This is a genomic window from Sorangium sp. So ce128 (assembly GCF_051525245.1).
Taxonomy (GTDB): Bacteria; Myxococcota_A; Polyangia; order Polyangiales; family Polyangiaceae; genus Sorangium; species Sorangium cellulosum_B.
This window is the reverse complement of record NZ_CP150313.1, coordinates 12,849,598-12,874,480: the sequence shown is the minus strand read 5'-3', so window position 1 is coordinate 12,874,480 and position 24,883 is coordinate 12,849,598. Positions and strand designations below refer to the sequence as shown.

The 24,883-nt window shown below is 71.6% G+C and carries 19 protein-coding genes; 10 read left to right on the top strand and 9 right to left on the bottom strand.

Annotation, left to right across the window (positions count from 1 at the left end):
* Positions 1-62: 62 nt before the first annotated feature.
* The 9 genes from rnr (at position 63) to WME82_RS48810 (ending at position 9,475) form a co-directional block, all read left to right on the top strand.
* Complete coding sequence (gene rnr / locus WME82_RS48850) at positions 63-2,435, top strand: ribonuclease R (protein WP_438040923.1); 2,373 nt, start codon at positions 63-65, stop codon at positions 2,433-2,435.
* Between the two features lie 365 nt (positions 2,436-2,800).
* Positions 2,801-3,283, top strand: coding sequence for an MSMEG_0572/Sll0783 family nitrogen starvation response protein (locus WME82_RS48845; RefSeq protein WP_012241614.1), 483 nt, complete (start codon positions 2,801-2,803; stop codon positions 3,281-3,283).
* 14 nt (positions 3,284-3,297) lie between these two features.
* Positions 3,298-4,326, top strand: a complete 1,029-nt coding sequence (locus WME82_RS48840) for a Nit6803 family nitrilase (RefSeq protein ID WP_012241613.1) — start codon at positions 3,298-3,300, stop codon at positions 4,324-4,326.
* Positions 4,271-5,602, top strand: a complete 1,332-nt coding sequence (locus tag WME82_RS48835; protein ID WP_438040922.1) for an MSMEG_0568 family radical SAM protein — start codon at positions 4,271-4,273, stop codon at positions 5,600-5,602. Before WME82_RS48840 ends, WME82_RS48835 begins: the two co-directional genes overlap by 56 nt.
* Complete coding sequence (locus WME82_RS48830; RefSeq protein WP_437743260.1) at positions 5,499-6,005, top strand: MSMEG_0567/Sll0786 family nitrogen starvation N-acetyltransferase; 507 nt, start codon at positions 5,499-5,501, stop codon at positions 6,003-6,005. Before WME82_RS48835 ends, WME82_RS48830 begins: the two co-directional genes overlap by 104 nt.
* Entirely contained in the window at positions 6,005-7,030 is a 1,026-nt protein-coding gene (locus WME82_RS48825; RefSeq protein WP_438040921.1) for a sll0787 family AIR synthase-like protein, read from the top strand. The genes WME82_RS48830 and WME82_RS48825 overlap by 1 nt, the downstream gene beginning before the upstream one ends.
* On the top strand, positions 7,027-8,223 hold the full coding sequence (locus WME82_RS48820) for an MSMEG_0565 family glycosyltransferase (RefSeq protein ID WP_437856466.1): 1,197 nt from the start codon (positions 7,027-7,029) through the stop codon (positions 8,221-8,223). The genes WME82_RS48825 and WME82_RS48820 overlap by 4 nt, the downstream gene beginning before the upstream one ends.
* 12 nt (positions 8,224-8,235) lie before the next feature.
* Entirely contained in the window at positions 8,236-8,523 is a 288-nt protein-coding gene (locus WME82_RS48815) for an MSMEG_0570 family nitrogen starvation response protein (RefSeq protein WP_437547865.1), read from the top strand.
* A gap of 40 nt (positions 8,524-8,563) precedes the next feature.
* The gene (locus WME82_RS48810; RefSeq protein WP_437856457.1) at positions 8,564-9,475 is read left to right on the top strand and encodes a methylenetetrahydrofolate reductase; all 912 of its coding nucleotides are present in this window, start codon (positions 8,564-8,566) and stop codon (positions 9,473-9,475) included.
* 77 nt (positions 9,476-9,552) lie between these two features.
* On the opposite strand, the gene WME82_RS48805 is transcribed toward WME82_RS48810, so the two are convergent.
* The 5 genes from WME82_RS48805 to WME82_RS48785 all read right to left on the bottom strand — a co-directional run bounded on the left by WME82_RS48805 (position 9,553) and on the right by WME82_RS48785 (position 14,786).
* Positions 9,553-10,716 carry a flavin reductase gene (locus tag WME82_RS48805; protein WP_438040920.1) on the bottom strand — a complete coding sequence of 388 codons (1,164 nt, stop codon included), beginning with the start codon at positions 10,714-10,716 and terminating at the stop codon, positions 9,553-9,555.
* Positions 10,717-10,860: 144 nt separating this feature from the next.
* Positions 10,861-11,229 (bottom strand): cupin domain-containing protein, encoded by a 369-nt coding sequence (locus WME82_RS48800; RefSeq protein WP_437547860.1) that lies wholly within the window; start codon positions 11,227-11,229, stop codon positions 10,861-10,863.
* Between the two features lie 14 nt (positions 11,230-11,243).
* On the bottom strand, positions 11,244-11,708 hold the full coding sequence (locus WME82_RS48795; protein ID WP_438040919.1) for a 1,2-dihydroxy-3-keto-5-methylthiopentene dioxygenase: 465 nt from the start codon (positions 11,706-11,708) through the stop codon (positions 11,244-11,246).
* 56 nt (positions 11,709-11,764) lie between these two features.
* Positions 11,765-12,763 (bottom strand): FHA domain-containing protein, encoded by a 999-nt coding sequence (locus tag WME82_RS48790; RefSeq protein ID WP_438040918.1) that lies wholly within the window; start codon positions 12,761-12,763, stop codon positions 11,765-11,767.
* A 34-nt stretch (positions 12,764-12,797) separates the two neighbouring features.
* Complete coding sequence (locus tag WME82_RS48785) at positions 12,798-14,786, bottom strand: methyl-accepting chemotaxis protein (protein WP_438040917.1); 1,989 nt, start codon at positions 14,784-14,786, stop codon at positions 12,798-12,800.
* Between the two features lie 411 nt (positions 14,787-15,197).
* Here WME82_RS48785 and WME82_RS48780 point away from each other — a divergent pair, with 411 nt between their 5' ends.
* Positions 15,198-16,970 carry an ATP-binding protein gene (locus tag WME82_RS48780; RefSeq protein ID WP_438040916.1) on the top strand — a complete coding sequence of 591 codons (1,773 nt, stop codon included), beginning with the start codon at positions 15,198-15,200 and terminating at the stop codon, positions 16,968-16,970.
* Positions 16,971-16,977: 7 nt separating this feature from the next.
* Here WME82_RS48780 and WME82_RS48775 read toward each other — a convergent pair whose 3' ends face one another.
* From WME82_RS48775 to WME82_RS48760, 4 genes are all read right to left on the bottom strand, one after another.
* Positions 16,978-20,865 (bottom strand): DUF4215 domain-containing protein, encoded by a 3,888-nt coding sequence (locus tag WME82_RS48775; protein ID WP_438045011.1) that lies wholly within the window; start codon positions 20,863-20,865, stop codon positions 16,978-16,980.
* A 413-nt stretch (positions 20,866-21,278) separates the two neighbouring features.
* Positions 21,279-21,488 carry a TOBE domain-containing protein gene (locus WME82_RS48770; protein WP_437743251.1) on the bottom strand — a complete coding sequence of 70 codons (210 nt, stop codon included), beginning with the start codon at positions 21,486-21,488 and terminating at the stop codon, positions 21,279-21,281.
* Positions 21,489-21,618: 130 nt separating this feature from the next.
* Complete coding sequence (locus WME82_RS48765; RefSeq protein WP_438040915.1) at positions 21,619-22,548, bottom strand: phosphatase PAP2 family protein; 930 nt, start codon at positions 22,546-22,548, stop codon at positions 21,619-21,621.
* Between the two features lie 86 nt (positions 22,549-22,634).
* Entirely contained in the window at positions 22,635-24,824 is a 2,190-nt protein-coding gene (locus tag WME82_RS48760; RefSeq protein WP_438040914.1) for a beta-propeller domain-containing protein, read from the bottom strand.
* Positions 24,825-24,883: the final 59 nt, after the last annotated feature.

Genomic DNA, 24,883 nt, shown 5'->3' with positions numbered 1-24,883 from the left:
CGAGGCATACCGGACCCGGGCGGAGACAGCCAGCGCGAGGAGACTCGTGCTAGTCGAGTTTCATGCGTTCTTCATCTCGCGGAGATCCCCCGACGACCGGCTCCGGCGCGCGCCGCCGGGAGGCCGTGGTCGACCTGCTGTCCTCGTTCAAGCGCGCCCTGCACGCGAACGAGATCGCCGAGCGCCTCGGGGTCGAGCCGAGCCGCTACGCGAAGCTGCAGCGGCTGCTCGAGGAGCTGTCGCTGGAGGGCAGCATCGTGGCGCTCCCCGGGCAGCGCTTCCGCACGAGCCAGAAGCAGGTCGAGGCGCGCGGCGCCGAGCGCGAGGGGACGCTGACGGTGCACCCGCGCGGCTTCGGCTTCGTGGCGCTCGGAGGGGCGGCCGAGGACGTCTACATCTCGCCCGAGGCGATGGGCGGCGCGCTCCACGGCGACACCGTCGTCGTGCGCGTCTCGACCCGCTCGCGGCGCGGCGTGGAGGGGGAGATCGTCCGGGTCGTCAAGCGGCGCCACGCGCGCGTGGCGGGCGTGCTGCGGCGGCGTGGCAGGAGCGCGTGGCTCGAGCCGGACGACGGGCGCGTCCGCGGGCCCATCGTGATCGTGCCGCGCGAGCCGGGCGGGCCGCTCGTTCCGCCCGACGCGGAGGACGGCGCCGCGGCGGTCGTGTCGATCGCCCGCTTCCCGGACCTGGCCGAGGAGAACCCGGAGGGCGTGCTCGAGGCCGTGCTGGGGACGCCCGGCGACCCGAACGTGGAGGTCGCCAAGATCCTGGTGCGCGAGGGGATCGAGGAGGAGCACGCGCCCGAGGCGATCGCCGAGGCCGAGGCGTTCGGGGGCGAGGTGCCGGCCGAGGCGCTCGAGGGGCGCACGGACCTCACCCACCTGCCCATGCCGACGATCGACCCGGAGGACGCGCGCGACCACGACGACGCGGTGTGGGTGATCCGCGAGGACGACGGCTCGTACCGCGCCTGGATCGCGATCGCCGACGTCTCGCACTACGTGCGGCCGGGCACCGCGCTCGACCAGGCGGCGCTCGCGCGGGGCAACTCGGTCTACCTGCCCGATCGCGCGATCCCGATGCTGCCGCGGGCGCTGTCGTCGAACCTGTGCTCGCTGCTGCCGGGCGTGATCCGCCTGTGCCTGTGCGTCGAGGTCGAGCTCGACGCGACGGCGACGGTGCGGCGGGCCCGCGTCATCGAGGGGTACATCCGCTCGATCGCGAAGCTCACCTACCCCGGCGTGGCGCGCGCGCTCGGCTTCACCCCCGAGCCGCCGCGCAGCCCCGAGGCCGAGGCGCTCAGGAACGACCTTCAGGTGATGTGGGACCTCGCCCGGCTGCTCCGCGGCAGGCGGATGCGGCGGGGCGCGCTCGACCTCGACCTGCCCGAGGCGAAGGTGGTGCTCGACCCGAAGACGGGCGCGCCCGTCGACGTGCAGAAGCGCAGCCACGACCCCGGCGTGGCGAAGGCCTACCAGCTCATCGAGGAGATGATGCTCCTCGCGAACGAGACGTGCGCGCAGTTCGTCGTCGACCAGGGCATCCCCACGGTCTTCCGGTACCACGCGCCCCCGGACCAGGCGAAGCTCGAGCGCTTCGCGACGATGTGCGGCGAGCTCGGGCTCGCGTTCGACCCGGAGGACGCGGCCGACCCCAAGCGGCTGTCGGTGTTCCTGAAGAAGCTCGACGCGCACCCGCAGAAGCAGGTGCTGCACATGCTGCTGCTCCGCGCGATGAAGCAGGCGGTGTACGACATCGCGAACGTGGGCCACTTCGGGCTCGCCTCGAGCGCGTACCTGCACTTCACCTCGCCCATCCGGCGGTACCCGGACATCACGGCGCACCGGGCCATCCGCGCGGTGCTGCGCGGCGAGCGCGTCGACAGGAGCGAGGCGGCCACCGAGCGGCTGCGCGAGGCGGCCATCACGGCGTCGGAGCGCGAGCGAAAGGCGATGGAGGTGGAGCGCGAGGTGGTCGACCTGCACCGCGCGCTCCTCATGCGCTCCCGGCTCGGCGACACCTTCGAGGGCACCGTCACGGGCATCGTGGGAGGGGGCGTTTACGTCAACATCGAGGATCCCTTCGTCGACGTGCTCGTCCGCATGGAGTCGCTCGGCCCGGATCAGTACGAGATCGACGACGAGGGGCTGCGCGTCATCGGCCGCCGCTCGGGGGACCGGATCGCGATCGGCGACGCGATGCTCGTGCAGATCGAGGACGTGGCCATCCTCCGGCGCGCCGTCTATGGCCGGCGCCTCGCCGGCGAGCCGGCGGCGGACGAGCCGAAGCCGCGCCGGCAGCGGCGCGACGCGGCGGACGCACGGCCCACCCGTCGTGTCAAGATCAGCAAGAGCACCAAGCCCCTGAAGGGCATTAAGACCAGCAAGCGCACCAAGGGCGGCAAGAGCGCCAAGGTGCGAAAGAAGCAGCGGTAGCAGCCCGCCCGAGGGCTCGATTCCCTTCAGGCTTTGCCGCTCGAACGCACGAGCGCACAGCACCTCCCCAGCCACGCTCGCTCTCGCGGACAAGCGCGCGAAACCTCGTCGAAATCGTTGAGACGAACCGGCGAAACAGAACCGGTCGAACCAGTCGAAATCGTCGAAACGGCCGAAACGGCCGAGGCAAACGGCCGACCGCGGCGCTGCGAGGCGCGCGTCGCCGACGCCAGATCCAAAGTCGCACCCCCTCCGTGCCCCTCTGCGATTGACACCCGCTCAAAAGAGAGAGTGCTCCAGCATTTCCCTTGCGTTCAGAGAACCACTATGTTCTCAACTAACTCATTCTAGGAGAGAGGTAACCAATGCCCAAGCCGACGTATCCCGCTTACAACGCTGGTGACTTCCTGGTCGATTACGAGGAGAAGGTCTTCGAAGACGTCAAGGCGAAGCCGGGAGAGAAGGCGCTGGTTACCTTTCACACGGTGGCCTTCGAAGGGTCGATCGGCCTCGTCAACGTGCTGACGGCGATCCGCCTGCAACGTAAGGGGTTTGAGACATCCATCCTGCTCTATGGGCCGGGCGTCACCCTGGGGCTCCAGCGCGGCTTCCCCAAGCTCGGCAGCGAGGCGTTCTCCGGGCACCTCGCGGTGAACCAGCAGATCGGCCGGTTCATGGAGGAGGGCGGCAAGGTGTACGCCTGCCGGTTCGCGCTGCAGGCGCTCTACGGCCACGGCGAGCACGCGCTGATCCCGGGCATCAAGCCCATCAGCCCGCTCGACGTGCTCGACATCCAGCTGATCCACCGCCGGGACAACGCGTTCATGGTCCACTCCTGGACGCTCTGATCCGAGCGCGGTCCATGGAGTTCAACCGCAAAGTCCGGGCGGCCGCGGTGCAGGCCAGTCCCGTCCTCGGCAGCCGGGACGGGACGACCGAGCGAGTCGTCGCCGCGATCGCCAGGGCCGCGAAGGAAGGCGCGGAGCTGTGCGTCTTCCCCGAGGCGTTCGTCCCGTATTACCCGTACTTCTCCTTCGTGCTCCCGCCGCCCGCCATGGGGAAGGAGCACATGCGCCTTTACGACGAGGCGGTCACCGTCCCCGGCCCGGTGACGCGGGCCGTGGCGGCCGCCGCGCGCGCGCACGGGGTGGTCGTGGTGCTCGGCGTGAACGAGCGCGATCACGGGACGCTCTACAACGCGCAGCTCGTCTTCGACAGCGACGGCTCCCTGGTGCTCCACCGGCGCAAGATCACGCCGACCTATCATGAGCGCATGATCTGGGGGCAGGGCGACGGCTCGGGGCTCAGGACCGTGGACACCGCGGCCGGGAGGCTCGGGGCGCTCGCCTGCTGGGAGCACTACAACCCGCTCGCGCGGTTCGCGCTCATCGCGCAGCACGAGCAGATCCATTGCAGCCAGTTCCCCGGCTCCCTTGTCGGGCCCATCTTCGCCGAGCAGATGGAGGTGACGATCCGGCACCACGCGCTGGAGTCGGGCTGCTTCGTGGTGAACGCCACGGCCTTCCTGACGCCGGAGCAGGTCCGGGAGGTCGCTCCGAACGAGCAGATCCAGGGCGTGCTGCGCGGCGGGTGCATGACGGCGATCGTGACGCCCGAGGGCGTGCATGCGTGCCCGCCCGTGACCGACGGCGAGGGGATGGCCGTCGCGGAGCTCGATTTCGCCCTGATCACGAAGCGAAAGCGGATGATGGATGCGGCGGGGCACTACGCCCGGCCCGACTTGCTGCGGCTTTGGATGGATACGGCGGAGCGCTCGATAACGCTCGGCGCGGGCAGCCCCAAGGCCTCCTCCCTTGCCCCTGCGGCGGTGGACCATGGATACCCAGACGCTGATCACCGAGCTCCAGTCGTTCGGCCTGAGGCTGGCTGAAGCCCCCGAGGGCGCCCCCGAAGCGGGCGCCGCGCCCCCGCCGGAGCCCGCCTCCGGCGAGGCCTCCGGCCAGGGCGAGGGTCGCCGCGCGGCGTGGACCTCGCGGCGCGGCGGCGCGGGGCCGACCCAGCACGTCGCGGCGACGCTGCGCGGGGCCACGGTGATGATCCCGATCCACACCGACCAGGCGGCGGCGTCGCCGTTCGTCGCGCGGCTCGGGCGCGACGGCGCGGGGACCGTGGAGCGGGATGGCCAGGAGCTCGCGCCCATCGCCCTCGTGAAGACGCCGCGCTTCTACGCCCTCTCGACGAAGGACGGCATCCCCTACCCCAAGATCGCGCTGCTGCACGGGGCGGACGTCCTCGCCTCGACGGTGCTCCAGACGTGCATCCGGTACACGGAGCGCGAGAAGGCCTGCACGTTCTGCGCGATCGGGCAGTCGCTCGCGGCGGGGCGCACCACCGCGAAGAAGACGCCGGAGCAGCTCGGCGAGGTCGCCGAGGCGGCGGCGCGGCTCGACGGGGTGCGGCACGTGACGCTGACGACGGGCACGCCGCGGTCGGCGGATCGCGGCGCGGCGCACCTCGCCGACTGCGCGCGCGGCATCAAGGCGCGCGTCGATCTGCCGGTGCAGGCGCAGTGCGAGCCGCCCGACGATTTCGCCTGGTTCGAGCGGATGCGCGCCGCCGGCGTCGACAGCCTGGGCATGCACCTCGAGGCGGTCGAGGACGAGGTGCGCGCGGCCGCGATGCCGGGCAAGGCCGAGGTGAGCGTGGCCCGCTACTTCGAGGCGTTCGAGGCGGCCGTGCGCGTGTTCGGGCGCGGCCAGGTGTCGACGTACCTCATCGCGGGGCTCGGCGACTCCCTGGCGTCGCTGCTCGACGCGAGCGAGCGGCTCATCGCGCTGGGGGTCTATCCGTTCCTCGTCCCGCTCGTGCCCATCCCCGGGACGCCCGGGGCCGATCGCGCGCCGCCCTCGGGGGACTTCATGCGGGCGCTCTACGAGCACATCGGCCCGCTGCTCGCGCGGGCGGGGCTGCGCTCGACCGACGTGAAGGCGGGCTGCGCCCGCTGCGGCGCCTGCTCGGGGCTCTCGGGCTTCGAGGCAGAAGGCCGGCCCGCGGCGCGGTCGGGATCCGGCGCGGCATGGACATCAACCTCGGAGAGCTCCGATGACGCCACGTTACAGCTTCGAGCTTGTGCAGAGCAGGGACACGTACCTCGAGTACCTCCGCTTGCGCCGGGCCATCTTCTGCGACGAGCAAGGGCTATTTAAGACCACCGACGAGGACGACTGGGACGCCTCCGCGTTCCCCATCGCCGCCCTGGAGCACGGGGCGCCCGGGGGCCCGCGGCTCGTCGGCACCGTGCGCATCTACGAGGCGGAGCCCGGCCTCTGGTACGGCGGCCGGCTCGGCGTCGAGCGCGCCCACCGCAAGCAGGGCGTGGTCGGCCGCGGCCTCGTCCACAAGGCGGTCACCACCGCCCACGGCTGGGGGTGCCACCGGTTCCTTGCGCTCGTCCAGGCGGCCAACGTCCCGTTCTTCGAGGGCATCCACTGGCGCTCCCTCGAGGAGCGATCGCACCGCGAGCGGCCGCACCACCTGATGGAGGCCGACCTCGACAGCTACCCGCCGAGCGACGAGCCCCGCCCGCCGCCCGGGCAGAGGTTCCGCTGATGCTCGGCGGCATCGCGGCCGAGCTGCGCGGCGCGATCGGCGTCCTCGCGAAGCGGGACGTGCAGATCCCGGCGCGGTACCTGTCCGGCGCGCCGGGCGCGGCCGGCGCGGCGCTCGCGGCCAGCGCGGGCGACGCGGCGGGCGCGGCCGGCTCCGTCGAGCGACCCGCGGCGCTCGGCGACGACTGCGCGGCCATCCCCGACGGAGACGGCTACCTGCTCCTCGCCGCCGAGGGGATCTGGCCCGCGTTCCTCGAAGGGGACCCGCGGTTCGCCGGCTACAGCGCCGTGATGGTCAACGTCAGCGACGTCTACGCGATGGGCGGCCGCCCCATCGCCGTGGTCGACGTCGTCTGGGGGACCTCGGCCAGCGCGCTGGAGCCGGTCTGGGAGGGAATGGTCGCCGCGTCGCGCGCCTACGGCGTGCCGATCGTTGGAGGGCATACGAGCGCGCGCAGCCCGTACAACGCCCTCGCCGTGGCCATCGCGGGCCGGGCGCGCCGGCTCATCACGAGCTTCGCGGCGCGCCCCGGCGACGTGCTCGTCGCGGCGATCGATCTGCGCGGCGAGATGCACGCGGAGCACCCGTTCTGGAACGCCTCGACGGGCGCGGATCCGGCGCGGCTCCGCGGCGACCTCGAGGTCCTGCCCGCCCTCGCCGAGGCGGGTCTGTGCGACGCGGGCAAGGACATCAGCATGGGCGGCGTCGCGGGGACGCTGCTCATGCTCCTGGAGACGTCCTGCGCCGGCGCGGTGCTCGATCTGGAGGCCGTCCCGAGGCCGCGCGACGTCCCGCTCGCGCGCTGGCTGCTCGCGTTCCCGAGCTACGGCTTCCTGCTCAGCGTGCGCCCCGGGGTCGCCGGCGAGGTGCTCTCGGCGTTCGCGCGTCGGGGCATCGCGAGCGCGGCGGTCGGCGCCGTCGACGGCTCGCGGCGGCTCACCCTCCAGGCCGCCGGCGAGCGGCAGACGCTCTGGGACCTCTCCGCGGAGCCGCTCACCGGGCTCGCGCGCGAGGGCGCGCGATGAGCGCCCGCGCTGCCTCGGGCGCGCCGCTCTCGGTCGCGCTCCTCACCTACTCGACCAAGCCGCGCGGCGGCGTCGTGCACACGGTCGAGCTCGCGGAGGCGCTCCACGACCTCGGCGTCTCGGTCTGCATCTACGCGCTGAACAAGGACCAGGGCGGCTTCTACCGCGCGCCGCGCTGCCCCTCGGTCCTCGTGCCCGCCGCGCCCCCGCCGGCGGGGATCGACGCGGTCGTGAAGCAGCGCATCGCGGAGTTCGAGGACGGGCTGCGCCGCCTCGGGGCGCGGCACGACGTCTGGCACTCCCAGGATTGCATCAGCGCGAACGCGCTCGCGGCGCTGCGCGCCGAGGGGCGCGTCCCCCACTTCCTCCGGACGGTGCACCACCTCGACGACTACGACAGCCCGTACCTGCGCGCCTGCCAGGACCGCTCCGTGCGCGAGGCCGACGCGTGCCTCGTGGTCAGCGAGGCGTGGAGGGAGGCGCTCCGGGCCGAGCACGGCGTCGACGCGGCGATCGTCCCGAACGGCGTGAGCCTGCGCCGCTACACGGCCACGCCCGACGAGCGGGACGCGGCGCTGCGCGCGCGCCTCGACGCCACCGGATCGCCGCTCTTCGTGACCGTGGGCGGCGTCGAGCCGCGCAAGAACTCGATCGGCCTGCTCAAGGCGTTCCTGTCGGTGCGGAAGCGGCTGCCCGGAGCCCAGCTCATCATCGCCGGCGGAGAGACGCTGTTCGACTACGAACCTTACCAGCGCGAGTTCGAGGCGATCGCGCGCGAAGGCGGCGTATGGCCCTCGCCTTCGGGCGCGTCGCCGCCGCCGCTCGTCCTCGCGGGCGTGCTCCCCGACGCGCTGATCCCGCCGCTCTACCGGCTGGCCGACGCGTTCGTCTTTCCGTCCGTCCGCGAGGGGTTCGGGCTCGTCCTGCTGGAGGCGATGGCCTCGGGGGCGCCGGTGGTGAGCTCTGCGCAACCTCCCTTCACCGAGTTCCTCGCCGACGGCGAGAGCGCGCTGCTCGTCGATCCCTCGAGAACAGACGATCTCGCCGGCGCAATGGAGGCTATCCTGGACGAGGGCGTGAGGCGGCGCCTCCGCGCCGCGGGGCTCGAGACCGCGGCCCGGTACACGTGGGATCGTTCGGCCCGCATCGCGGCCGGCGTGTACCGCGAGTTCCTTGGATCCCGCCAAACCTAGAGCGAGCGACGTATGCCGGAGATGCGCTTCGTTATCGAGTGGCCGAGCGGCGAGCAGCAGGTCTGTTACTCTCCGTCGCTCGTCGTGAAGGAGCACCTCGACGTCGGGGAGAGCTACGATCTCGACGACTTCGTGTCGCGTTGCCGGACGGCGCTCGATATCGCGAGCGAGCGGGTCTTGAAGAAGTATGGGTTCCCCTGCAGCCTGGCGCGGGCCGAGGCGGCGCGCATCGCGAGCGCGGCCGCGCGGTTCCACGGCCGGAGCGGGGCCAAGGTCCGGGTCCTCAGGTTCGTCGAGTGACGGAGTCCTCACGTTCGTCGAGTGACGGAAGGAGCAGGAGATGGTGACGAAGTCGAAGATGGAGCGCCTCCTCAGCGAGCGCCAGTTCCTCGTTTCCGCCGAGCTGACGCCCCCGCGTCACTACGATCTGGAGAAGTTGCTGAAGCACGCCCGAAACATGGCGGGCTGTGTGGATGTGGTGCAGATCAACGATCACCTGCTCTCGCAGGCGCGCTGCGCCAACATGGCAGTCGGCCATTTCGTGAAGCAGGAGGGGCTCGAGCCGGTGCTCCAGTTCTCGCTCCGCCACAAGAACAAGATCGCCCTCCAGGGCGACCTCCTCGGGATGGCGGCGCTCGGGCTCTCGAACATCATCGTCCTCGGCGGCTACCCGTGCGCCATCGGCTCCGATCCCGACGCGAAGGAGGTGAGCGACGTCGACAGCTACGCGGCGATCGAGCTGACCCGCCGGCTGACGCGCGAGGGGAAGCTCTTCAACGGAGACGTCGTCTCGCCGGCGCCCTACTTCCACGTCGGGACCATCGATTTCCCGTGCGCGGAGCAGGCGATCGCCGGGGCGATGGACCGGCTCGCCGCGAAGATCGACGCGGGCGCGAGCTTCATCCAGGTGCAGGCGGTGTTCGAGCTCGCGTCGATGCGCCGCTGGATGGCCGCGGTGGTGGAGCGCGGGCTGCACGAGCGGGCGCACTTCATCGCGGCGATCTTCCCGTTCGCGGGCGTGGATCGGCTGAGCTTCCTGCAGAAGGTGCCGGGCCTCGTGGTCCCCGAGCACCTGATCGAGCGCGTCCGCCTGAGCGGCGACGCGGAGGGGGAGAGCTACCGGATCACGCTGGAGCTCATCCGCGGGCTCCGCGACATCCCCGGGCTCTCGGGCATCCACATGCGGTCCATCGGCGCGGAGGACTGGGTGCCCCGGCTGGTCGACGAGGCAGGCCTCCGGCGGTCGGCATGAGCCTCTAGCGCGGGGCTCCGCGCGCCGGACGAGGCCCAGTGCCTGGTGCCTGGTGACGGGCGCGTCGAGCGGCGCGCTCAGGCCTTGCGGGCGATCCAGAGCAGCGCGAGGCCGTTCATCCGGCGCTCGCGGCGGTCGACCTGGAGCCCTGCGCCGCCCAGCTCGCCGCCGAGCTTGTCCTCGGTGTGACGGTAGGTGACCTCCGCCGCGTCGGCCCACGCCAGCATCGCGTGGACCGTCGACGGGTTGTACCGGTGGCCGCGCAGGTAGCCGGCCATCGCGGCGCGGCTCATCGTGGCCGCGGGCTCGAGCAGCGCCAGGCGGCCGCCCGGGCGGAGGACGCGCGCCGCCTCGGCCAGCACCGGGCCCGGCTCGGGCAGGTGCAGGAGCAGGTTCGACGCGGTCACCACGTCGAACGAGGCGTCGGGGAACGGCAGCCGCGTCGCCAGCGCCTCCCGGAACGTCACGTTGTCCAGGCCGAGCGCCTTCGCCCGCTGCGCGGCGCGCTCCACCATCGCCGCCGTCGCGTCGATCCCGATCGACTCGTGGCAGCGGCGACCCATCTCGCGGGTCAGGCGGCCCGTGCCACAGCCGAGGTCGAGGCACCGCTCCTCGACGCCCGGATCGACCAGCGTGACGAGCTCGTCGATGAGCGTCGCATAAGGGCCCTCCGCCTGCATGCGATCGAAGAAGTCGACGAGCTCGTGGAACGGGGTCGCCTGCTCTCGCGCCGCGTAGCGATCGCGCCACCGCCAGACGTCGTCGAGGGCCTGGTACGTGCCCCGGTAATACAGGAGCGGCGCGCCCGCCTCCCCCCGGCCCGACGCGAGCACGCGACCGACGTAGATGATGTGATCACCCCCGTCGTACGTGTGCTCCACCTTGCAGTCGAGGAAGGCCAGCACGTCCTTGAGGATCGGGCTGCCCGACTCGGCCACATGAGCCTCGGTGAGCACCGCCTGCCGATCGATGTCCGTGCCCTTGCCGGCGAACAGGTCCGAGAACTCCCGCTGCTGCTCCCGCAGGATGTTCACCGCGAAGACCCCGGACGCCGCGATGGCCGCGCTCGTGCGCGACCGCCTGTCCGCGCAGAACAGCACGAGCGGCGGGTCGAGCGAGACCGCGCTGAACGAGTTCACCGTCATCGCCTGCGGCGTGCCGTCCTGCACCGTGGTCACGAGCGTGACCCCGGTCGCAAACTGGCCCAGCACCTTCCGGAACTCCGCGGGATCGAAGAGCATGGGGCATAGTACGCGCTCGGCGCCCACCAGGGATCCAGGATCTGCGCAGCGCGCGCGCTGGCGCCGCGCACCGCGATGCGCGCATCCTGCGGCGGCGCCGCGCAGATCAAGCGCCGGCGCCGCGCAGCGCGCGCACTGCGGAGCTCACTCGGCGTCGCGCCGCGCCAGGTCCGGCGCGAAGGCCGGTATGCAGAGCGCGAAGTACTCGCTCTCCTCGTCGAACGGGTTGCTGTAGCGGACGCGCTGATCGGGCTCCGTCCAGAGGGCCTGGCCGGCCGAGACGTCGACCGCCTCGCCCGCGATCTCGGCGCGCACACGGCCGCGGATCACGAGCGTCAGCTCGCCGAACGAAGGCGTCTGCGCCGGCTCGCTCCAGCCCGGCGGGGCCACCATGTGCGCCAGGCTGAACCCCTCCGTGCCGGTGTTCACGCGGCCGAAGATCTCCTCGATGAGCTTGCCGCCAGGGACGGGGATCCGGGCCCTGGAGGTGACGAGACGGTAGGGATGCGCCATGGGGTACCTCGCGATCACATCGCGCGCGTCCGATCATCGGACACGCGGTAGAGCTGCATGAGCAGGTGACGGCCGCCGTACGGCTGCAGGTAGCGGATCGCGCCCGCCTTGCTCGCCATGAAGCGATGGTAGCGCCGCGCCGGCACGGCGATGAGATCGCCCGCGCCGACCCAGATCCGCAGCCAATCGTCGTTCGTGCAACGGATGTCGTAACAGCCCTGTCCCTCCACGAAGAGCCGCACCTCGTCGCCCAGGTGACAGTGCTCATCCGCCTCTCTCGCGCTCTCCGCCTCGTCGCGCGGCTTGCTCCCGTCGCGGCGGACATCCTCGTGCTCCGTCCATCCGCGGTCCGCGACCACGCGCTGCAAGGCGAGCGCAGCTGCGCCCGGGTCGAACGCGCCGCACTGGATCCCTTCCGCCTGAAGCTCCGCCTCGGTGGCCTCGCCCTCGCCGTCAGCTCTCATTCGGATCGCACGCATGCGCACCCCTCCGGGACTGCGCTCTTCGAACCCTGCGCGCGCGCGACGTCAAGACGCTAAGAGCGCCCGAGCAGCCACAACAGGCCAGCAATGCTGAGCGCCAGCACACCAAGCGCGAGCAGCGCAATGAGCGCCTCTGTGAAGCCCCATCCACTTCCCTGCGCCGCGCGAGACGCCGGAGCCGCTTCAGCGGGCTGCGCGAGCGGCGAACTCGTGCTCACCGAGGCAGGCGGAGGCGTCGGCGTGGAATGCGCTGCCTTCGGCTCCTCGAGCGAAGGCGGCTCGAACACCGCGTCTGGACGGAGCGGCTCACACGGGCTGCGCTCGATCTCCGCGAGCGCCTCGGCGGCCGGGTGCTCGAAGATGAGCCGATCACCCGAGATCGCGAGCACCTGTCCAGGACGCCAGATCATATCGAACTGAGGCACTGGAACGCCGTCGAGCGAAGCGCCCGAGCGCGATCCGAGATCTTGAACCGAGAATTGATCGCCCCTGCGGGTAATGGCCAGATGACGGCGAGAGACGTCCGGGTCGTCGAGGACGAGATCGGTGTCCTTGGCGCGCCCGAGGATGTAGGGCCGCGCCGCCTCCTCGATCCGCAACGCGCGGCCGCTGTCGGGGCCCTCGACCACGACCACGCGCGGCGCCGGATCCTCCCCTTGCGCGGCGAGGCCGCGCGCGACGAGCTCGAGGGCGAGCTCCTTGGCGGCGGCCGCCGGGGTGGCCTTCGCGACCGCCGGCTCGATCCGGAGCACGAGCCACACGCGCCCGATGCGGATGCGGTCGCCGGTCTTCAGGGGCATCGCCGTGCGCAGGGCGATGCGTGTCTTGCCGAGGAACGTGCCGTTCTCGCTGCCCTCGTCGAGGAGCAGGTACGTGGCGCCCCGCTGCCGGATCGACGCGTGCCGTGGGCTCACGCTCGTGTCGGGGAGGCGCACCTCGCAGCCCTCCGCGCGGCCGATGATGACGCGGGGCGCGTCCAGCGTCAGGGAGAGCTCGCCGCCGTCCGCCTTCCCCGCCCCGCCGGGCGCGAGCACCACGATCGTCAACGCCATCGATGCTGCCTGCGCGCGAGGGGGCGGCTCGGCCTCAAATCGCCGCCGTACGACGCATCCGCTCGGAGGCGCTGAGGAGCTGGCGCACCGCCTGGTCCTGCTGCCGCGCCGCCTCCTCGATGCGCTTGCCGGCCTCGACGAGCTGCTCGCCGCCGCGCGTCTGGCTGCGGTGCGAGGTGTTGAGGCTGTTGACCATGTGCGAGATCTGCTCGATCGCGCTCGTGATCTGGCGACCGCCGCGCGCCTGCTCCTGGCTCGACCGCTCCACGTGCTGCGTGATGGTCCGCATCTTCTCGGCGCTCTTCATGATGAGCTCCGAGCCGCGCGCCTGCTCCGCCGTGGCGGCGGCGATCTGCTGCACCGTCTCGGCGATGCGCCCGATCGCGTCCGTGACCTGCTTCGACCCCTTGGCCTGCTCGACCGTGGCGCGGGCGATCGCGCGCACCATGTTGGTCGACTTCTGCGAGCTCTCGAGGATCTTCTTGAGGGCCCGCTCGGCCTCGTTCGAGACCTCGACGCCGCGGTCGACGTTGTGAGCGCCGCGCTCGACGGCGGCGATCGCGTTCTTCGACTCGGACTGGATGGTCTTGATGAGCTCGGCGATCTCCTTCGTGCTGCCGCCGGCGCGCTCGGCGAGGTCCTTGATCTCGTCGGCGACGACGGCGAAGCCCTTGCCGTGCTCGCCGGCCTGGGCGGCGATGATCGCGGCGTTCAGCGCGAGGAGGTTCGTCTGCTCGGCGACGTCGTCGATGACGGCGAGGATCTGCCCGATCGCCTCGATGCGGAAGCCGAGGTTCGAGATGACCGCCACGGCCTCCTGGCTCGACTCCTTGATGCGGTAGATCTCGCCGATCGTCTTCAGGATCGCCTCGGCGCCCTTCTCGGCGTCGGTCGCCACCTCCTCCGAGAGCCGGGCCGTCTCGTTCGCGTTCGACTGGACCTGGTCGATCGAGACGTCCATCTGGTTCATCGAGGAGCTCGTCTCCTCGGCCGTCAGCGCCAGGGCGTCGACGTTCTTCGCGACCTCGCGGATGGAGTAGGCCATCTCCTCGATCGAGGAGACCGTCTCGCGCACGCTCGACCCGAGCTCGCCGACGTTCTCGGCGACCTCCTCGTTCGTGGCCGTCATCTCGAGGATGCTCGAGCTCGACTCCTCCGCGCTCGACGCGAGCGACTCGACCGACTGCGCGATGTTGGCGAGGGCGGTCGTCATCTCGCGGATGTACACGGTCGCCTGCTCGCTCGCGTGCATGACGCTGCTCACGCCGTCGCTGAGCTTGGGCAGCAGCTCGTCGAGGAGCACGGTGGCCTGCGCCAGCTCCGAGCGGCGCTGCTTGTCGCGCAGCTCCGCCTGGGTGATCCGCTCCGCGATGCCGCTGAGCTCGGAGTAGAGGCGCGAGAGCTCGGGCGACGAGCCCGGCGGGACGCGCACCCGCTCGCCGGCGGTGGCGCGGAGCACGGCGTCCACGAGCGCGTCGACGTCGATGTCGGGGCCGCGCTGCGCGAGCTCGTTCACCTTGCGGGTGAGCGTCGAGCACTCCCGCTCGAGGGTGTCGCGCTCCTTCGCGATGCCGTCGCGCTCCCGGCTCAGGTTGTCCCGCTCCCGCTCGAGGGTGTCGCGCTCCTTCGCGATGCCGTCGCGCTCCCGGCTCAGGCCGTCGCGCTCCCTCGCGAGCTTGTCGCGCTCCTCGGCGAGCGCGTGGCGCTCCTCCGCGAGCTCGAGCTGGCGGCCGGCGATCTCGGCGATCTGCTCGTAGGTCTCGGCGACGTCGGCGGGGGCGCCCTCGGGGAGCTTGGGCCGCTTGCCCCGGGCGGCGCCGCGGAGCGCGTCGCGCAGGCCTCCCAGGGGGACGCCGCCCTTGCCCGCGAGGCTCGCGTACACCACCGCCACCGCCGCGGAGAAGCCGAAGACCATGAACAGCTGGCCCGAGAACTCCGCCAGCCACTTCGACGCGAAACTCAGCCCGAAGCCGATGAGCGCGAGGATGACGGCGATGGGGATGGAGAGCTGCTTGGAGTTCATTTCGTGCGTTCCAGCGCGGTCGAGCTGCGGCGCGCGCGTTGGCCGGCGCGCCAAGGGCGACCCCGAAGGACGACCGAGCGTAAGAGGCGAGTGCCCCCCGGTGCAAGGAGAGCGCGCGGCAGAAGCGCGGCGAGCGCGGCAAGGGAGCCGCGGGCAGGCGAGCCGCGAACCGATATCTCCTGGGCAGAGGCGCAGGGGGCGGGCCCGCGCGGTTGGGGGAAACGCGATGAACTTGGACGATCTCGACCCGATGGCGTATGCACGGAGGTTGCGGCGGAGAAGGAGCCCGCCGCGGGGGCTCGGCGCGGGCGCCGATTCCTCTAGGTTCGACCGCACCGACCCTGAACACCGCCGCGGACCGCGGCGGCCGCCCGGCCGTACCGGCGGCCGGGCGGGCGTGGCCGTCCCGCCATGTCCCTCGCCGCTCGCCTCCTGCTCGCCTTCGGGCTCGTCGCGATCATCGCGACGGCGTTCGTCGGGCTGACCCTCCGCGAGGCGTCGCGCGAGATCATCGAGGGCGGCTTCGCCGAGCGGATCGACGCGGCGCATGCAGGCGTCCGGCGGCAGCTCGCGTGGGAGGCCGACGCGCTGCGCGACCTCCTGCCGCCGCTCTGCCGGCACGACACGTTCGTCGACAAGGCCCACGTCGAGCTGGAGCGCGCCAAGGGCGACCCGGACGCGATGGAGCCGGGGAGCCGCATCGCCCTCGGGCGGCTGGTCCCGAGCCAGGCCAAGGCGCTGCGCCTCGACGAGCTGTCGCTCGTCGCGGGCGACGGGAGCGTCCTGGGGGCCGAGGACGCCGCGCGCATCGGCGCGCGCGACAAGCGGCTCGCGGAGCTGATCCAGGCCCCCGGGGGCGCACCGCGGCTCCGGCCGGCGAAGGCGGGCGGCGAGCCGTCGCTGGAGGTCCACTGCGCCCTGTCGAGCCACGGGGTGACCATCGGCCTCGTGGGGGCGCGGCGGATCGGCCCGGTCCTCGCGCGGATCGGCGAGGCGTACCATGTGCGCCTCACGGCGGCGCGGGAGGGGGAGCTCGCCCCTCAGAGCAGCGAGGCGGAGGTCGTGCGCGTCCTCCATTTCGCGGAGATCCCGGGCCTTGACGTTGTCGCGTCTGTTCCGCGCGATCCGCTGAGGCAGGCGCTCGCGCGGCTGGATCGCGCGATCGCGCTGACGGGCGCCACGGTGCTGGCGATCGCCGTCGCGATGGCCGTCGTGCTGGCGCGCAGCCTGTCGCGGCCGCTCGTGGCGCTGGCCCGCGAGACGCGCGAGGTGATGAGCGGCGCGCCGCGGCGCGTGGAGGGGCGCGGGGGGCGGGAGATCGCGGATCTCGCGGCGGCGTTCAACGCGACCATCGACGAGCTCGCGGCGATGCGCAAGCGCCTGGCCGCGACCGAGCGCATCGCCGCGCGGCGCGAGGTCGCGCGCCAGATCGCCCACGAGATCAAGAACCCGCTGGCGCCCATCCGTGCGGCGGTGGAGACGCTGCGCCGGCTCCGTCAGCGCGACGACCCGGCGTTCGACGACTACTTCGCGGAGGCGACGTCGACGGTCCTGAACGAGGTGCACCGGATCGCGAACATCGTGACCGAGTTCACCCAGTTCGCGCGCCTGCCGCCGCCGAACCTCACGCCCATCGACCTCGTCGCGGTCGCGCGCGGGGTGGTCACGCTGCACGCCGCCCCGGCGTCGGGCGAGGCGACCTCCGGCGCGGGCGCGACCTCCGGCGCGCCGTCGCCGCGCGTGGAGCTCGTGGCGGATCCGATCCCCGAGGTCTCGGCCGATCGCGATCAGCTGATCCAGGTCCTCACGAACCTGGTCCAGAACGGGCTGGACGCCGCGAGCGCCATCCGGCGCGACCCGCGCGTCTCGGTGACGATCGGCCCGCTGCCGAACGACCGCGTGCGGATCGTGGTGCGCGACAACGGCCCGGGCGTGGCTGAGGAAATGGTGCCGCGCCTGTTCGAGCCCTACGCGACCAGCAAGGACAAGGGGACGGGGTTAGGCCTCGCGATCGCGCAGCGGATCGTGTTCGAGCACGGCGGTGAGATCACCTACCGCAAGGCCAAGAAGGGGGGCGCTGTCTTCGAGATCTGGCTGCCCATCGCGGGCCCTCCTCTCCTGGAGAAGCCGCTGGGCGACACCACGGTGCGACCGCGGCCGGAGGCGCCGCGGTCGGGGGCGTGAGGGGCGGCTAGAGAGGCTGGTTGTCGTACTCGCAGGCCGAGCTGCAGCCGTCGCCGCTCGTGTTGTTCGCGTCGTCGCACTCCTCGTACAGGCTCTGCCGCACGCCGTCGCCGCAGTACGGCCCGTAGATGCACCCCGGCGCGCACTTGCCGTAGCCGCCGGTGTTGTTGCCGTCCCCGTCGTCGCACTGCTCGGGGCCGTTGACCACGCCGTCGCCGCAGCGCGGGCCGTAGACGCAGCTCGGGCCGCACTCGCCGTAGCCGCCGTCGTTCACGCCGTCGTCGCACTTCTCGCCGAGGTCGGCCTGCACCACCGAATCGCCGCACTGGGCACCCTTGCGGCAGTTCTCGCTGCAGCCGGTCGCCTCGTTCGGGGGATCGCACTGCTCGCCCCACTCCTCGTCGATGTGGCTGTCGCCGCACTGGGCCGCCGGCGTGCAGTCGGGGAAGCAGCTGCCGTAGAAGCCGTCGTTCACGCCGTCGTCACAGGTCTCAGCGCCGTTGACGGCCGCGTCGCCGCAGTACGGCCCGTACGAGCAGTGCTGCGTGCACCCGTTGTAAGCGCCGTTGTTGTCGGCCTCGCCGAGGTCGCAGTCCTCCTCGTCGGGCTGCACCACGCCGTCGCCGCAGCGCGGGCCGTAGAGGCACATCAGCGCGCACTCGCCGTAGCCGCCGTCGTTGACGCCGTCGTCGCACTCCTCGCCGTAGCTCGCCTGCACCACCGCGTCGCCGCAGAGCGCCCCGAGCTGGCAGCCCACGCAGTTCGGGTCGGCCGGGTCGTCGCACTCCTCACCCCACTCCTCGTCGACGTTGCCGTCGCCGCACCGCGGGGCGGGCGTGCAGTTCGGGTTGCACGTGCCGTAGAAGCCGTCGTTGCTGCCGTTGTCGCACTGCTCGGGGCCGTTCGTCGCGCCGTCGCCGCAGTACGGCCCGATCTCGCACTCGCGCGTGCAGCCGCCGTAGCCGTTCGCCGTGTTGCCGGAGCCGAGGTCGCACGCCTCGTACGGCGCGTTGACCGCGCCGTCGCCGCACCGGGGCGGGGCCACGCACCCCGGCGCGCAGGCGTTCGAGGCGTTGGCGTACGCGCTGTTGTTGATCCCGTTGTCGCAGGTCTCCGGGCCGTTCCTCTGGCCGTCGCCGCAGTACGGCCCGAGCTGGCAGTTGTTGCACTGGCCGTAGCCCGTCCCGTTCTCGCTGCCGTCGTCGCACTCCTCGCCCGGCGTCACGACCGGCTCGTCGACCCCGCACTGCGGCGAGCACACCGACGTGCCGGCGCTGAAGCCCGACAGCGTGAGCTGGTAGTTCGACCCGACGACGTGGCGCTCGGCCTGGAACACCGCGATCTCGTAGACCTTGCCCGCCTCGAGGTTCAGGTCGACGTCGTAGGGGGTGCGGGCGTCCGCCGGGCAGGCGTTCTGGGTGCACGGGGTCACGCGGGCGTCGCCGTTGTCCAGGATGGTCACGCTCTCCTGGAGCTGCCCGTGGATGCCGCCGATGTCCGCGGTCAGCGTGTTCTTGATGAACACCCAGACGTCGTCGTCACCGAAGAAGGTGAGCACCGGATCCGCAGCGGCGCCGTTCGGATTGAACTGGAACCAGTACCGGACCTCGCTCGTGAAGTAGTAGTTGTGCGAGGGGTTGCTCTGCTGCGCCCGCTCCAGCCCGGCGGAGACCAGGTTGTCGAGCACGGGATCCGTGCCCGGCGGGTCGATGTCCACCGGCCAGAACGGGCTCCGCTGGTACACGTACCTGCCGGCCTGCGCGGTCAGCTCGATGGTGGTGACGAGCGTCCTGTTGAACGTCGGGTTGTCCCGGTACCACCACTGGAAGTTGTCCTGCCCCGTGGTCCAGCCGTTGGTATCGCTCGGGTCGACAAAGGCGGGGCCGAACCTGCTGACGGGCTTGCCGGCGGCGTCGAGCGTCGGCTGAACCATCTTGTCGATCTGATTGCCGCTGGGATCGATCTCGAAATCGAAGTGCCCGACGAGGCTGTCCGTCAGGTTGGCGTCGCACGCGCTGTTGCTGGACGTGCGGCTGTACGTGGTCGGGCACCAGCCGATGAAGTCGCGGATGACCATCGGCAGCCGCATCTCGGTGGGCTGAACGGTGCAGGCGTAGCCCGGCTCGATCGTGCACGTGGCGGAGCAGCCGTCGCCGCTCGCGGTGTTGCCGTCGTCGCACGCCTCGGTGGCGTCGCCGGGCAGGAGGATGCCGTCGCCGCACTTCGAGATGCACGCGCCGCCGCTGCAGTTCGGCTCGCCCTTGCAGTCCGGCGTGCAGCCGTCGCGCCAGTTGCCGTTGCCGTCGTCGCAGGGCTCGGTGCCCTCGCGGACGCCGTTGCCGCAGACGGAGTAGCCCGTGCAGTCCTGGGGCACGGCGCTCGTGCACACCCGCCCGGGCTCGATGCGGCACGTATCGTCGCAGCCGTCGCCCGAGACGAGATCGCCGTCGTCGCACTGCTCGGCGCCGCGCTTGCGCCCGTCGCCGCAGATGGTCTTGCAGGGGAACCCGACGCGCGAGCAATCCCACCCGTCCTCGATCGTCTGGCAATCGGCGCTGCAGCCGTCGCCGCTCGCCGGGGGCTGCTTCCCGTCGTCGCACACCTCGGTGCCGCCGATCTTGCCGTCGCCGCACACGGGCGGCGGCGGCGGGGTGCAGCGCCCGCCCGCCGGCGGGCACGTCCAGCCGACCTCGATCTTGCACTGCGCGGTGCAGCCGTCGCCGCCGACAGGGTTTTCCCCGCCGCCGTCGTCGCACTGCTCGCCGAGCTGCACCGTGCCGTCGCCGCAATAGGTCCTCACGGTGCAGGCCTGGCCGGGCTTGCAGACCCAGCCCTCCTCGAGCCGGCAGTCCGCGGTGCAGCCGTCGCCGCTCGCCGGCGGGTCGTCGCCGTCGTCGCACTGCTCGTTGCCGCTCACGCGGCCGTCGCCGCACAGGTAGAGCGGGATGCACGGCTCGCCCGGCTCGAGGCACACGTACGCCGGGTCCTTCACCTGGCAGTCGGCGGAGCAACCGTCGCCATCCGCGGCGTTGCCGTCGTCGCAGAGCTCGCCCGGCTGCACCTTGCCGTCGCCGCACTCGATCAGCCGCACGCAGGGCGATCCGGGGGTCGGGCAGTTGTAATAGGGCTCCTGCCGGCACAGGCTCGAGCAGCCGTCGCCGCTCGCGGTGTTGCCGTCGTCGCACCCCTCGCCTGTCTCCTTGGCGCCGTTGCCGCAGACCGGCAGCCGCGTACACGGCAGACCGGGCCGGCTGCACTGGAACCCCGCCTCGCGCTTGCAGTCCGCGCTGCAGCCGTCGCCGGACGCGGGCGGGTCGTCGCCGTCCTCGCACTCCTCCGAGCCGTTCACGCGGCCGTCGCCGCAGTCGTAGAGCAGGATGCACGGCTCGCCCGGCTTCGGGCACACGTACGAGGGGTCGACGTAGTAACAGTCGGCGCTGCAGCCGTCGCCGTCGGCGTTGTTGCCATCGTCGCAGAACTCGCCGGGGTCGACGACGCCGTCGCCGCACGCGATGGTCAGCTCGCAAGGCTGACCGGCCGTCGGACACTCCCAGTAAGGCTCGACCTGGCACTGCCCAGAACAGCCGTCGCCCGGCAGCGTATTGCCGTCGTCGCAGGCCTCGGACGCCTGGTTCAGCGCCGCGTCCCCGCAGGCGGGGTCGGGAGGCAGGAAGCACTCGGGGGGCGGATCGTCGACCTCGCACGGGTCCGGCTCGCCGCCGCCGTTGCCGCCGAGGCCGATGCCGCTGCCCACCGTGAACTCGGGCTCACCGCCGGTGCCGCCGGCGCCGCCGACGCCAGGCGCGCCGCCGCCGGAGTTCGCGCCGCTCCCGGAGCCGGTCGCATCGCTCGTGGTCGCGCCGCCCCCGCCGCAAGCGACCGTGATCTGAAGCAATCCCACCGCCAAAGCCAGATAAGAAGTCCTTAAACCCACGGCCACCTCGATAACGCACGTTGCGCTCTTCCCGAGCAAACGGCGCTAGACACACTTTATCGTAAAAGTGCACCCCCGCTCCAGGCGAAATCGGCGGCGCCGCTGTGCTCGGCGCAGCTCTTCATCCTGCTCACCGCCGGCAGCCGACGTGGTTCTGCGCCTTGGTTCTGCGCCCAGGCGTCCACCTCGGTTCTGCACCTTGGTGTCGGCGCAAATTTCGATAATAATGTCTATTTCCACCGTGGCTTAATTCGGCTTCTGCCGACGAGCTCGCGGCTTGATGTCGAATCGAGCACGGCCGGAGTTCGATCTTGACATCGCCGGGCGCGCTGCGGATCAGGGCGGCGGCGAGGTTTACGCGGGCCAGCCGCCGCTCACCCGGCGATCACCATGATCTCGGTCGCCTTGATGAGCGCCTGCACCTGCTTGCCGACGGAGAGGCCGAGCTCCTTCGCCGCGTCGCTCGTGATGACCGCGACGAGCTCCGTGCCCCCCGGCCCCTCCATCACGACCTTGGCCATCACGTCGCCCACCACGAGCTCCGTGATCTTCCCGGGGATCTTGTTCCTGCCGCTGATCTGCATCTCCTGCCTCCTCCCGCGCGATCCTACCGCGGAGCGGCCGGGGCGCCGGCCCGCGCCGCGGCCCGGCGGGCGCCGCGGCAGCTCAGGCCGCCTGCGACTGCCCACCTCGGGGCGGACGCGACTGGCCGTCTCAGGCAGGCAGCGACTGCCCGTCGATCCGACCCGGCCTGCGCCGCGCGACCTCGATCCCCGAGATGCAGACGGCCAGCCACACGGTGCCTGCGGCGAACCCCGCGAGCACGTCGCTCAGGTAGTGCACGCCGAGGTACATGCGGCTGAAGCCCATCGCCACGGTCCAGCCGAGCGCGAGCGCGACGAGCACGAGGCGAGCGCGCAGCGTCCGGAGGAGCACGAGGCCCAGGTACGAGAGCATGCCAAAGGCGACGAACGTGCCCATCGAGTGTCCGCTCGGGAAGCTCCACCCCGCGGCCACCGCGAGCGGATCGGCGAACGTCGGCCGCGGCCGGGCGAACAGGGCCTTGAGCGCGAAGTTGAGGAGCCCGCCGCCGGCGAGCGCGATGAGCCACCCGACCGCGAGGACGCGCCGGCCCCGCCTCAGCAGCGCCGCGGCCACGACGACCGCGAGCAGCGCGAGCGCCCAGAAGCTGCCGAGGAGGGTGAACGCGCGGAGCGCCGCCACGCCGGCGCGGCTCGACGACGCGTGGAGCGCGCGCGCGAGCGCGAGATCGACGTCCACGATCGGCTCGCCCTCGCGCACCCCCTCCGCGAGCGCGACGAACACGAGCGCGGCCATGCTGAGCGCCAGCCCGAGGCCGAGGTGGATCACGAGGTACTCGGCCGCGGAGAGCTCGCGCAGCACCCTCGCGACCGCGGGGAACCGGGCCGAGAGGCGCTGCGTGGCCGGGTGCGCGGCCGCCGCGGCGTAGGCCCGGACGGCCCACGCCCACAGCGCCCGCGCGTGGCGGTCGGAGAAGCGCGCGACGGCGACGAGCCCGAGGAGCACCCCCACCGTTCCGATCAAGAGCAGCGCGAGCAGCAGCAAGGGCCGCGCGCCGACCGCCGAGGCCAGCTGCTCGGCGGGGAGGTCCAGCGCTTCCATGCCGGAGCTCTATAGCGGGGCGCATCTTCGTGCGCCACGGGCTCATCCCCGTCGTCCGGCTCGGCGCGGCGTACGTTCGATCTCGCTCAGGGGACGAGCGGCACGACGGCTTCCGGCGTCGCGAGATCGCTGATGTTGGCGACCCGGATCTCGTCCTCGGAGACGGAGTAGACGTAATCCTCCATGAAGACGCTCCGCTTCACGAACGACGTCGCGTTGCTCCACCAGCTCCCGCAGCTCTGGCCGTTTCCGTCCGCGCTCGCGTCGGGCAGCGGGTGGGGCACGCCGCCGACGGACGTGAAGCCCGCGCCGGTATCCACCTTGTAGACGAGCAGCCCGCTGAACGTCATCGTGTCGCCGAAGTCGCCGCCGCTCCCGCCCTCGCAGATGACCATGGGGATCCCGAGCAGCCCCCGCTGGGTGAAGTAGTTGAACGCGAGGTGGTTGGTCGCGGCGTCGCTCGCGGAGCCGCGCGTCCCGATCACCTCCTTGTGCGTGAGCTTCGGCGCGTCGAGGTCCGTCACGTCGAAGATCTGGAGCATGATCCCCTGGAACCACGCGAAGTCGCCCTGGTCGTCGGCGTCGTAGCCGATGCTCATGACGTGCCCCTCGTCGATCATGTGCATGTAGGTCGAGAAGCCGGGGATCTTCAGCTCGCCGCGCACCCTCGGCGCCTCGGGATCCGAGAAGTCGATGGTGTAGAGCGGGTCGGTCTTCTTGAAGGTCACGACGAACCCGACGTCGCCGTAGAAGCGGGCGGATCGGATGTCCTCGCCGGGCGCGAGCTGGTCCACCATCCCCTTGACCACGAGCGCGCCGCCCTCCTGCTTCAGCGACGCGACGGTGTTGTGCGTGTCCGGGTCGGGCAGGTGCCCGGTGGTGGTCGCGATGCGGAGATACCCCTCGTGCTCGCTGAGGGCGAACTGGTTGAGCACGCGCCCCTTCACGACGCCGCTCCCCAGGTACGCGCTCGGCGCCGCGCGCTCGCTCAGCGCGAACTTGTGGATGGTCGTCGCGTCGGGCGTCGTCTCGCCGTCGTCGTAGAACCAGCCGTACGTGTCTCCGTACTGGTGCCGGCTCGCCACGTAGAGCGAGTCCGCGGTCGCGTAGACGGCGCCGGGCCTTCCCACGATCGTCGTCTGGCCGAGCGCCTCGGTGCCGAGCTCGGTCGAGACGACCGAGAGGAAGCTCTGCCCGTCGCCCGTGTTCGACAGGTAGAAGTTCTCGCAGCTCGCGAACGGGGCGTCGCTCCTCGGGTGCGCCACGCCGTCCCGGTACAGCGTGTCCTCCACGGTGGGCAGCTGGATGTCGAGCGGGGCCGCGTCGATCACGGCGAGGTTCTTCTCCACGAGCTTGTCGTACGCGCCGTTCACGGCGGCCACCGTGGACGGGTTGACCCCCTGCTCGGACAGGGTGCAGACATCGATGCCCTCTGGCCAGGTAGAGAGTCCCTCCACCACCGGCTCGGGGGAGGCCACGACCGTGTGCACAGCGCTCCCGATGCGCCGGGCGTTGAGGAACGATCCGGAGAACTTCAGCGTCCGCACGACGGTCGGCGCCGTGAGATCGCCGATGTCGAGCTCGGTGACCATGAGCGGCGTGCCGTCGCCCGTGAACTCGCAATCGTATCCGTACGTGCACTCACCGCCGTAATAAGGGAGCTCGCCGTCAGGCGACGAGGACGGGGACAGCGACGAGTACACGAGGGCGCGCTTCTCGTGGACGAAGAGCTTCTTCGGATCCCCCTCGATCGCGACCGACGCGACGCGGTGCGTGTCGGCGGCGGGCCACGCGTCGAAGATCTGGAATTGCCCGTGGGCCAGGATGTAGACGTGCTCTCCGTCGTTCTTGATGAAGTCGGCCTCGTCGACGTCCGCTTCCTGCGTGTTGGTCGTCGAATACTCCGTCGCGGCCCCGTCGTCGTCCCCCCCTGCCTCGTCGCCCGGCGCCGAGACGGGCCCTCCCGTGGAGGAGGAGGAGCCGGAGGAGGCGGATGCGACGACCCCGCCGTCCGCTCCGGACCAGTAGCACCCCTCCTCGAGCTGCTGCAGGGCGGACTTCCGCGCCACGTCGACCGACTTGATCATGTTCTGCTTCAGCCGTTCGCGAAGCAGCGCCTCGACATCGTCACAGCTCGTCGCGGGCGTGAGGGCGCTCTGTGCCAGGCCCGTCTCCGCGGGCCCGCCAGATCCGCCCGATCCGCTCGAGCAGGCGGCGAAGCCGGCGGCGAGCGCAAGCAGAGAAACAAGCGTACAACCCCTGTAGAATGATCGCATGTGAGTCTCCGTGTCCGTCTGTCGTTCGGATCGATGGCCACAGGAGAAGCACTCGACAT

What these genes read in the sequence shown, in the direction of transcription:
- rnr (WP_438040923.1), top strand. Translation starts at nt 63, where the DNA reads ATGCGTTCTTCATCTCGCGGAGATCCCCCGACGACCGGCTCCGGCGCG.
- WME82_RS48845 (WP_012241614.1), top strand. Translation starts at nt 2,801, where the DNA reads ATGCCCAAGCCGACGTATCCCGCTTACAACGCTGGTGACTTCCTGGTC.
- WME82_RS48840 (WP_012241613.1), top strand. Translation starts at nt 3,298, where the DNA reads ATGGAGTTCAACCGCAAAGTCCGGGCGGCCGCGGTGCAGGCCAGTCCC.
- WME82_RS48835 (WP_438040922.1), top strand. Translation starts at nt 4,271, where the DNA reads ATGGATACCCAGACGCTGATCACCGAGCTCCAGTCGTTCGGCCTGAGG.
- WME82_RS48830 (WP_437743260.1), top strand. Translation starts at nt 5,499, where the DNA reads ATGACGCCACGTTACAGCTTCGAGCTTGTGCAGAGCAGGGACACGTAC.
- WME82_RS48825 (WP_438040921.1), top strand. Translation starts at nt 6,005, where the DNA reads ATGCTCGGCGGCATCGCGGCCGAGCTGCGCGGCGCGATCGGCGTCCTC.
- WME82_RS48820 (WP_437856466.1), top strand. Translation starts at nt 7,027, where the DNA reads ATGAGCGCCCGCGCTGCCTCGGGCGCGCCGCTCTCGGTCGCGCTCCTC.
- WME82_RS48815 (WP_437547865.1), top strand. Translation starts at nt 8,236, where the DNA reads ATGCCGGAGATGCGCTTCGTTATCGAGTGGCCGAGCGGCGAGCAGCAG.
- WME82_RS48810 (WP_437856457.1), top strand. Translation starts at nt 8,564, where the DNA reads ATGGTGACGAAGTCGAAGATGGAGCGCCTCCTCAGCGAGCGCCAGTTC.
- WME82_RS48805 (WP_438040920.1), bottom strand. Translation starts at nt 10,716, where the DNA reads ATGCTCTTCGATCCCGCGGAGTTCCGGAAGGTGCTGGGCCAGTTTGCG.
- WME82_RS48800 (WP_437547860.1), bottom strand. Translation starts at nt 11,229, where the DNA reads ATGGCGCATCCCTACCGTCTCGTCACCTCCAGGGCCCGGATCCCCGTC.
- WME82_RS48795 (WP_438040919.1), bottom strand. Translation starts at nt 11,708, where the DNA reads ATGCGTGCGATCCGAATGAGAGCTGACGGCGAGGGCGAGGCCACCGAG.
- WME82_RS48790 (WP_438040918.1), bottom strand. Translation starts at nt 12,763, where the DNA reads ATGGCGTTGACGATCGTGGTGCTCGCGCCCGGCGGGGCGGGGAAGGCG.
- WME82_RS48785 (WP_438040917.1), bottom strand. Translation starts at nt 14,786, where the DNA reads ATGAACTCCAAGCAGCTCTCCATCCCCATCGCCGTCATCCTCGCGCTC.
- WME82_RS48780 (WP_438040916.1), top strand. Translation starts at nt 15,198, where the DNA reads ATGTCCCTCGCCGCTCGCCTCCTGCTCGCCTTCGGGCTCGTCGCGATC.
- WME82_RS48770 (WP_437743251.1), bottom strand. Translation starts at nt 21,488, where the DNA reads ATGCAGATCAGCGGCAGGAACAAGATCCCCGGGAAGATCACGGAGCTC.
- WME82_RS48765 (WP_438040915.1), bottom strand. Translation starts at nt 22,548, where the DNA reads ATGGAAGCGCTGGACCTCCCCGCCGAGCAGCTGGCCTCGGCGGTCGGC.
- WME82_RS48760 (WP_438040914.1), bottom strand. Translation starts at nt 24,824, where the DNA reads ATGCGATCATTCTACAGGGGTTGTACGCTTGTTTCTCTGCTTGCGCTC.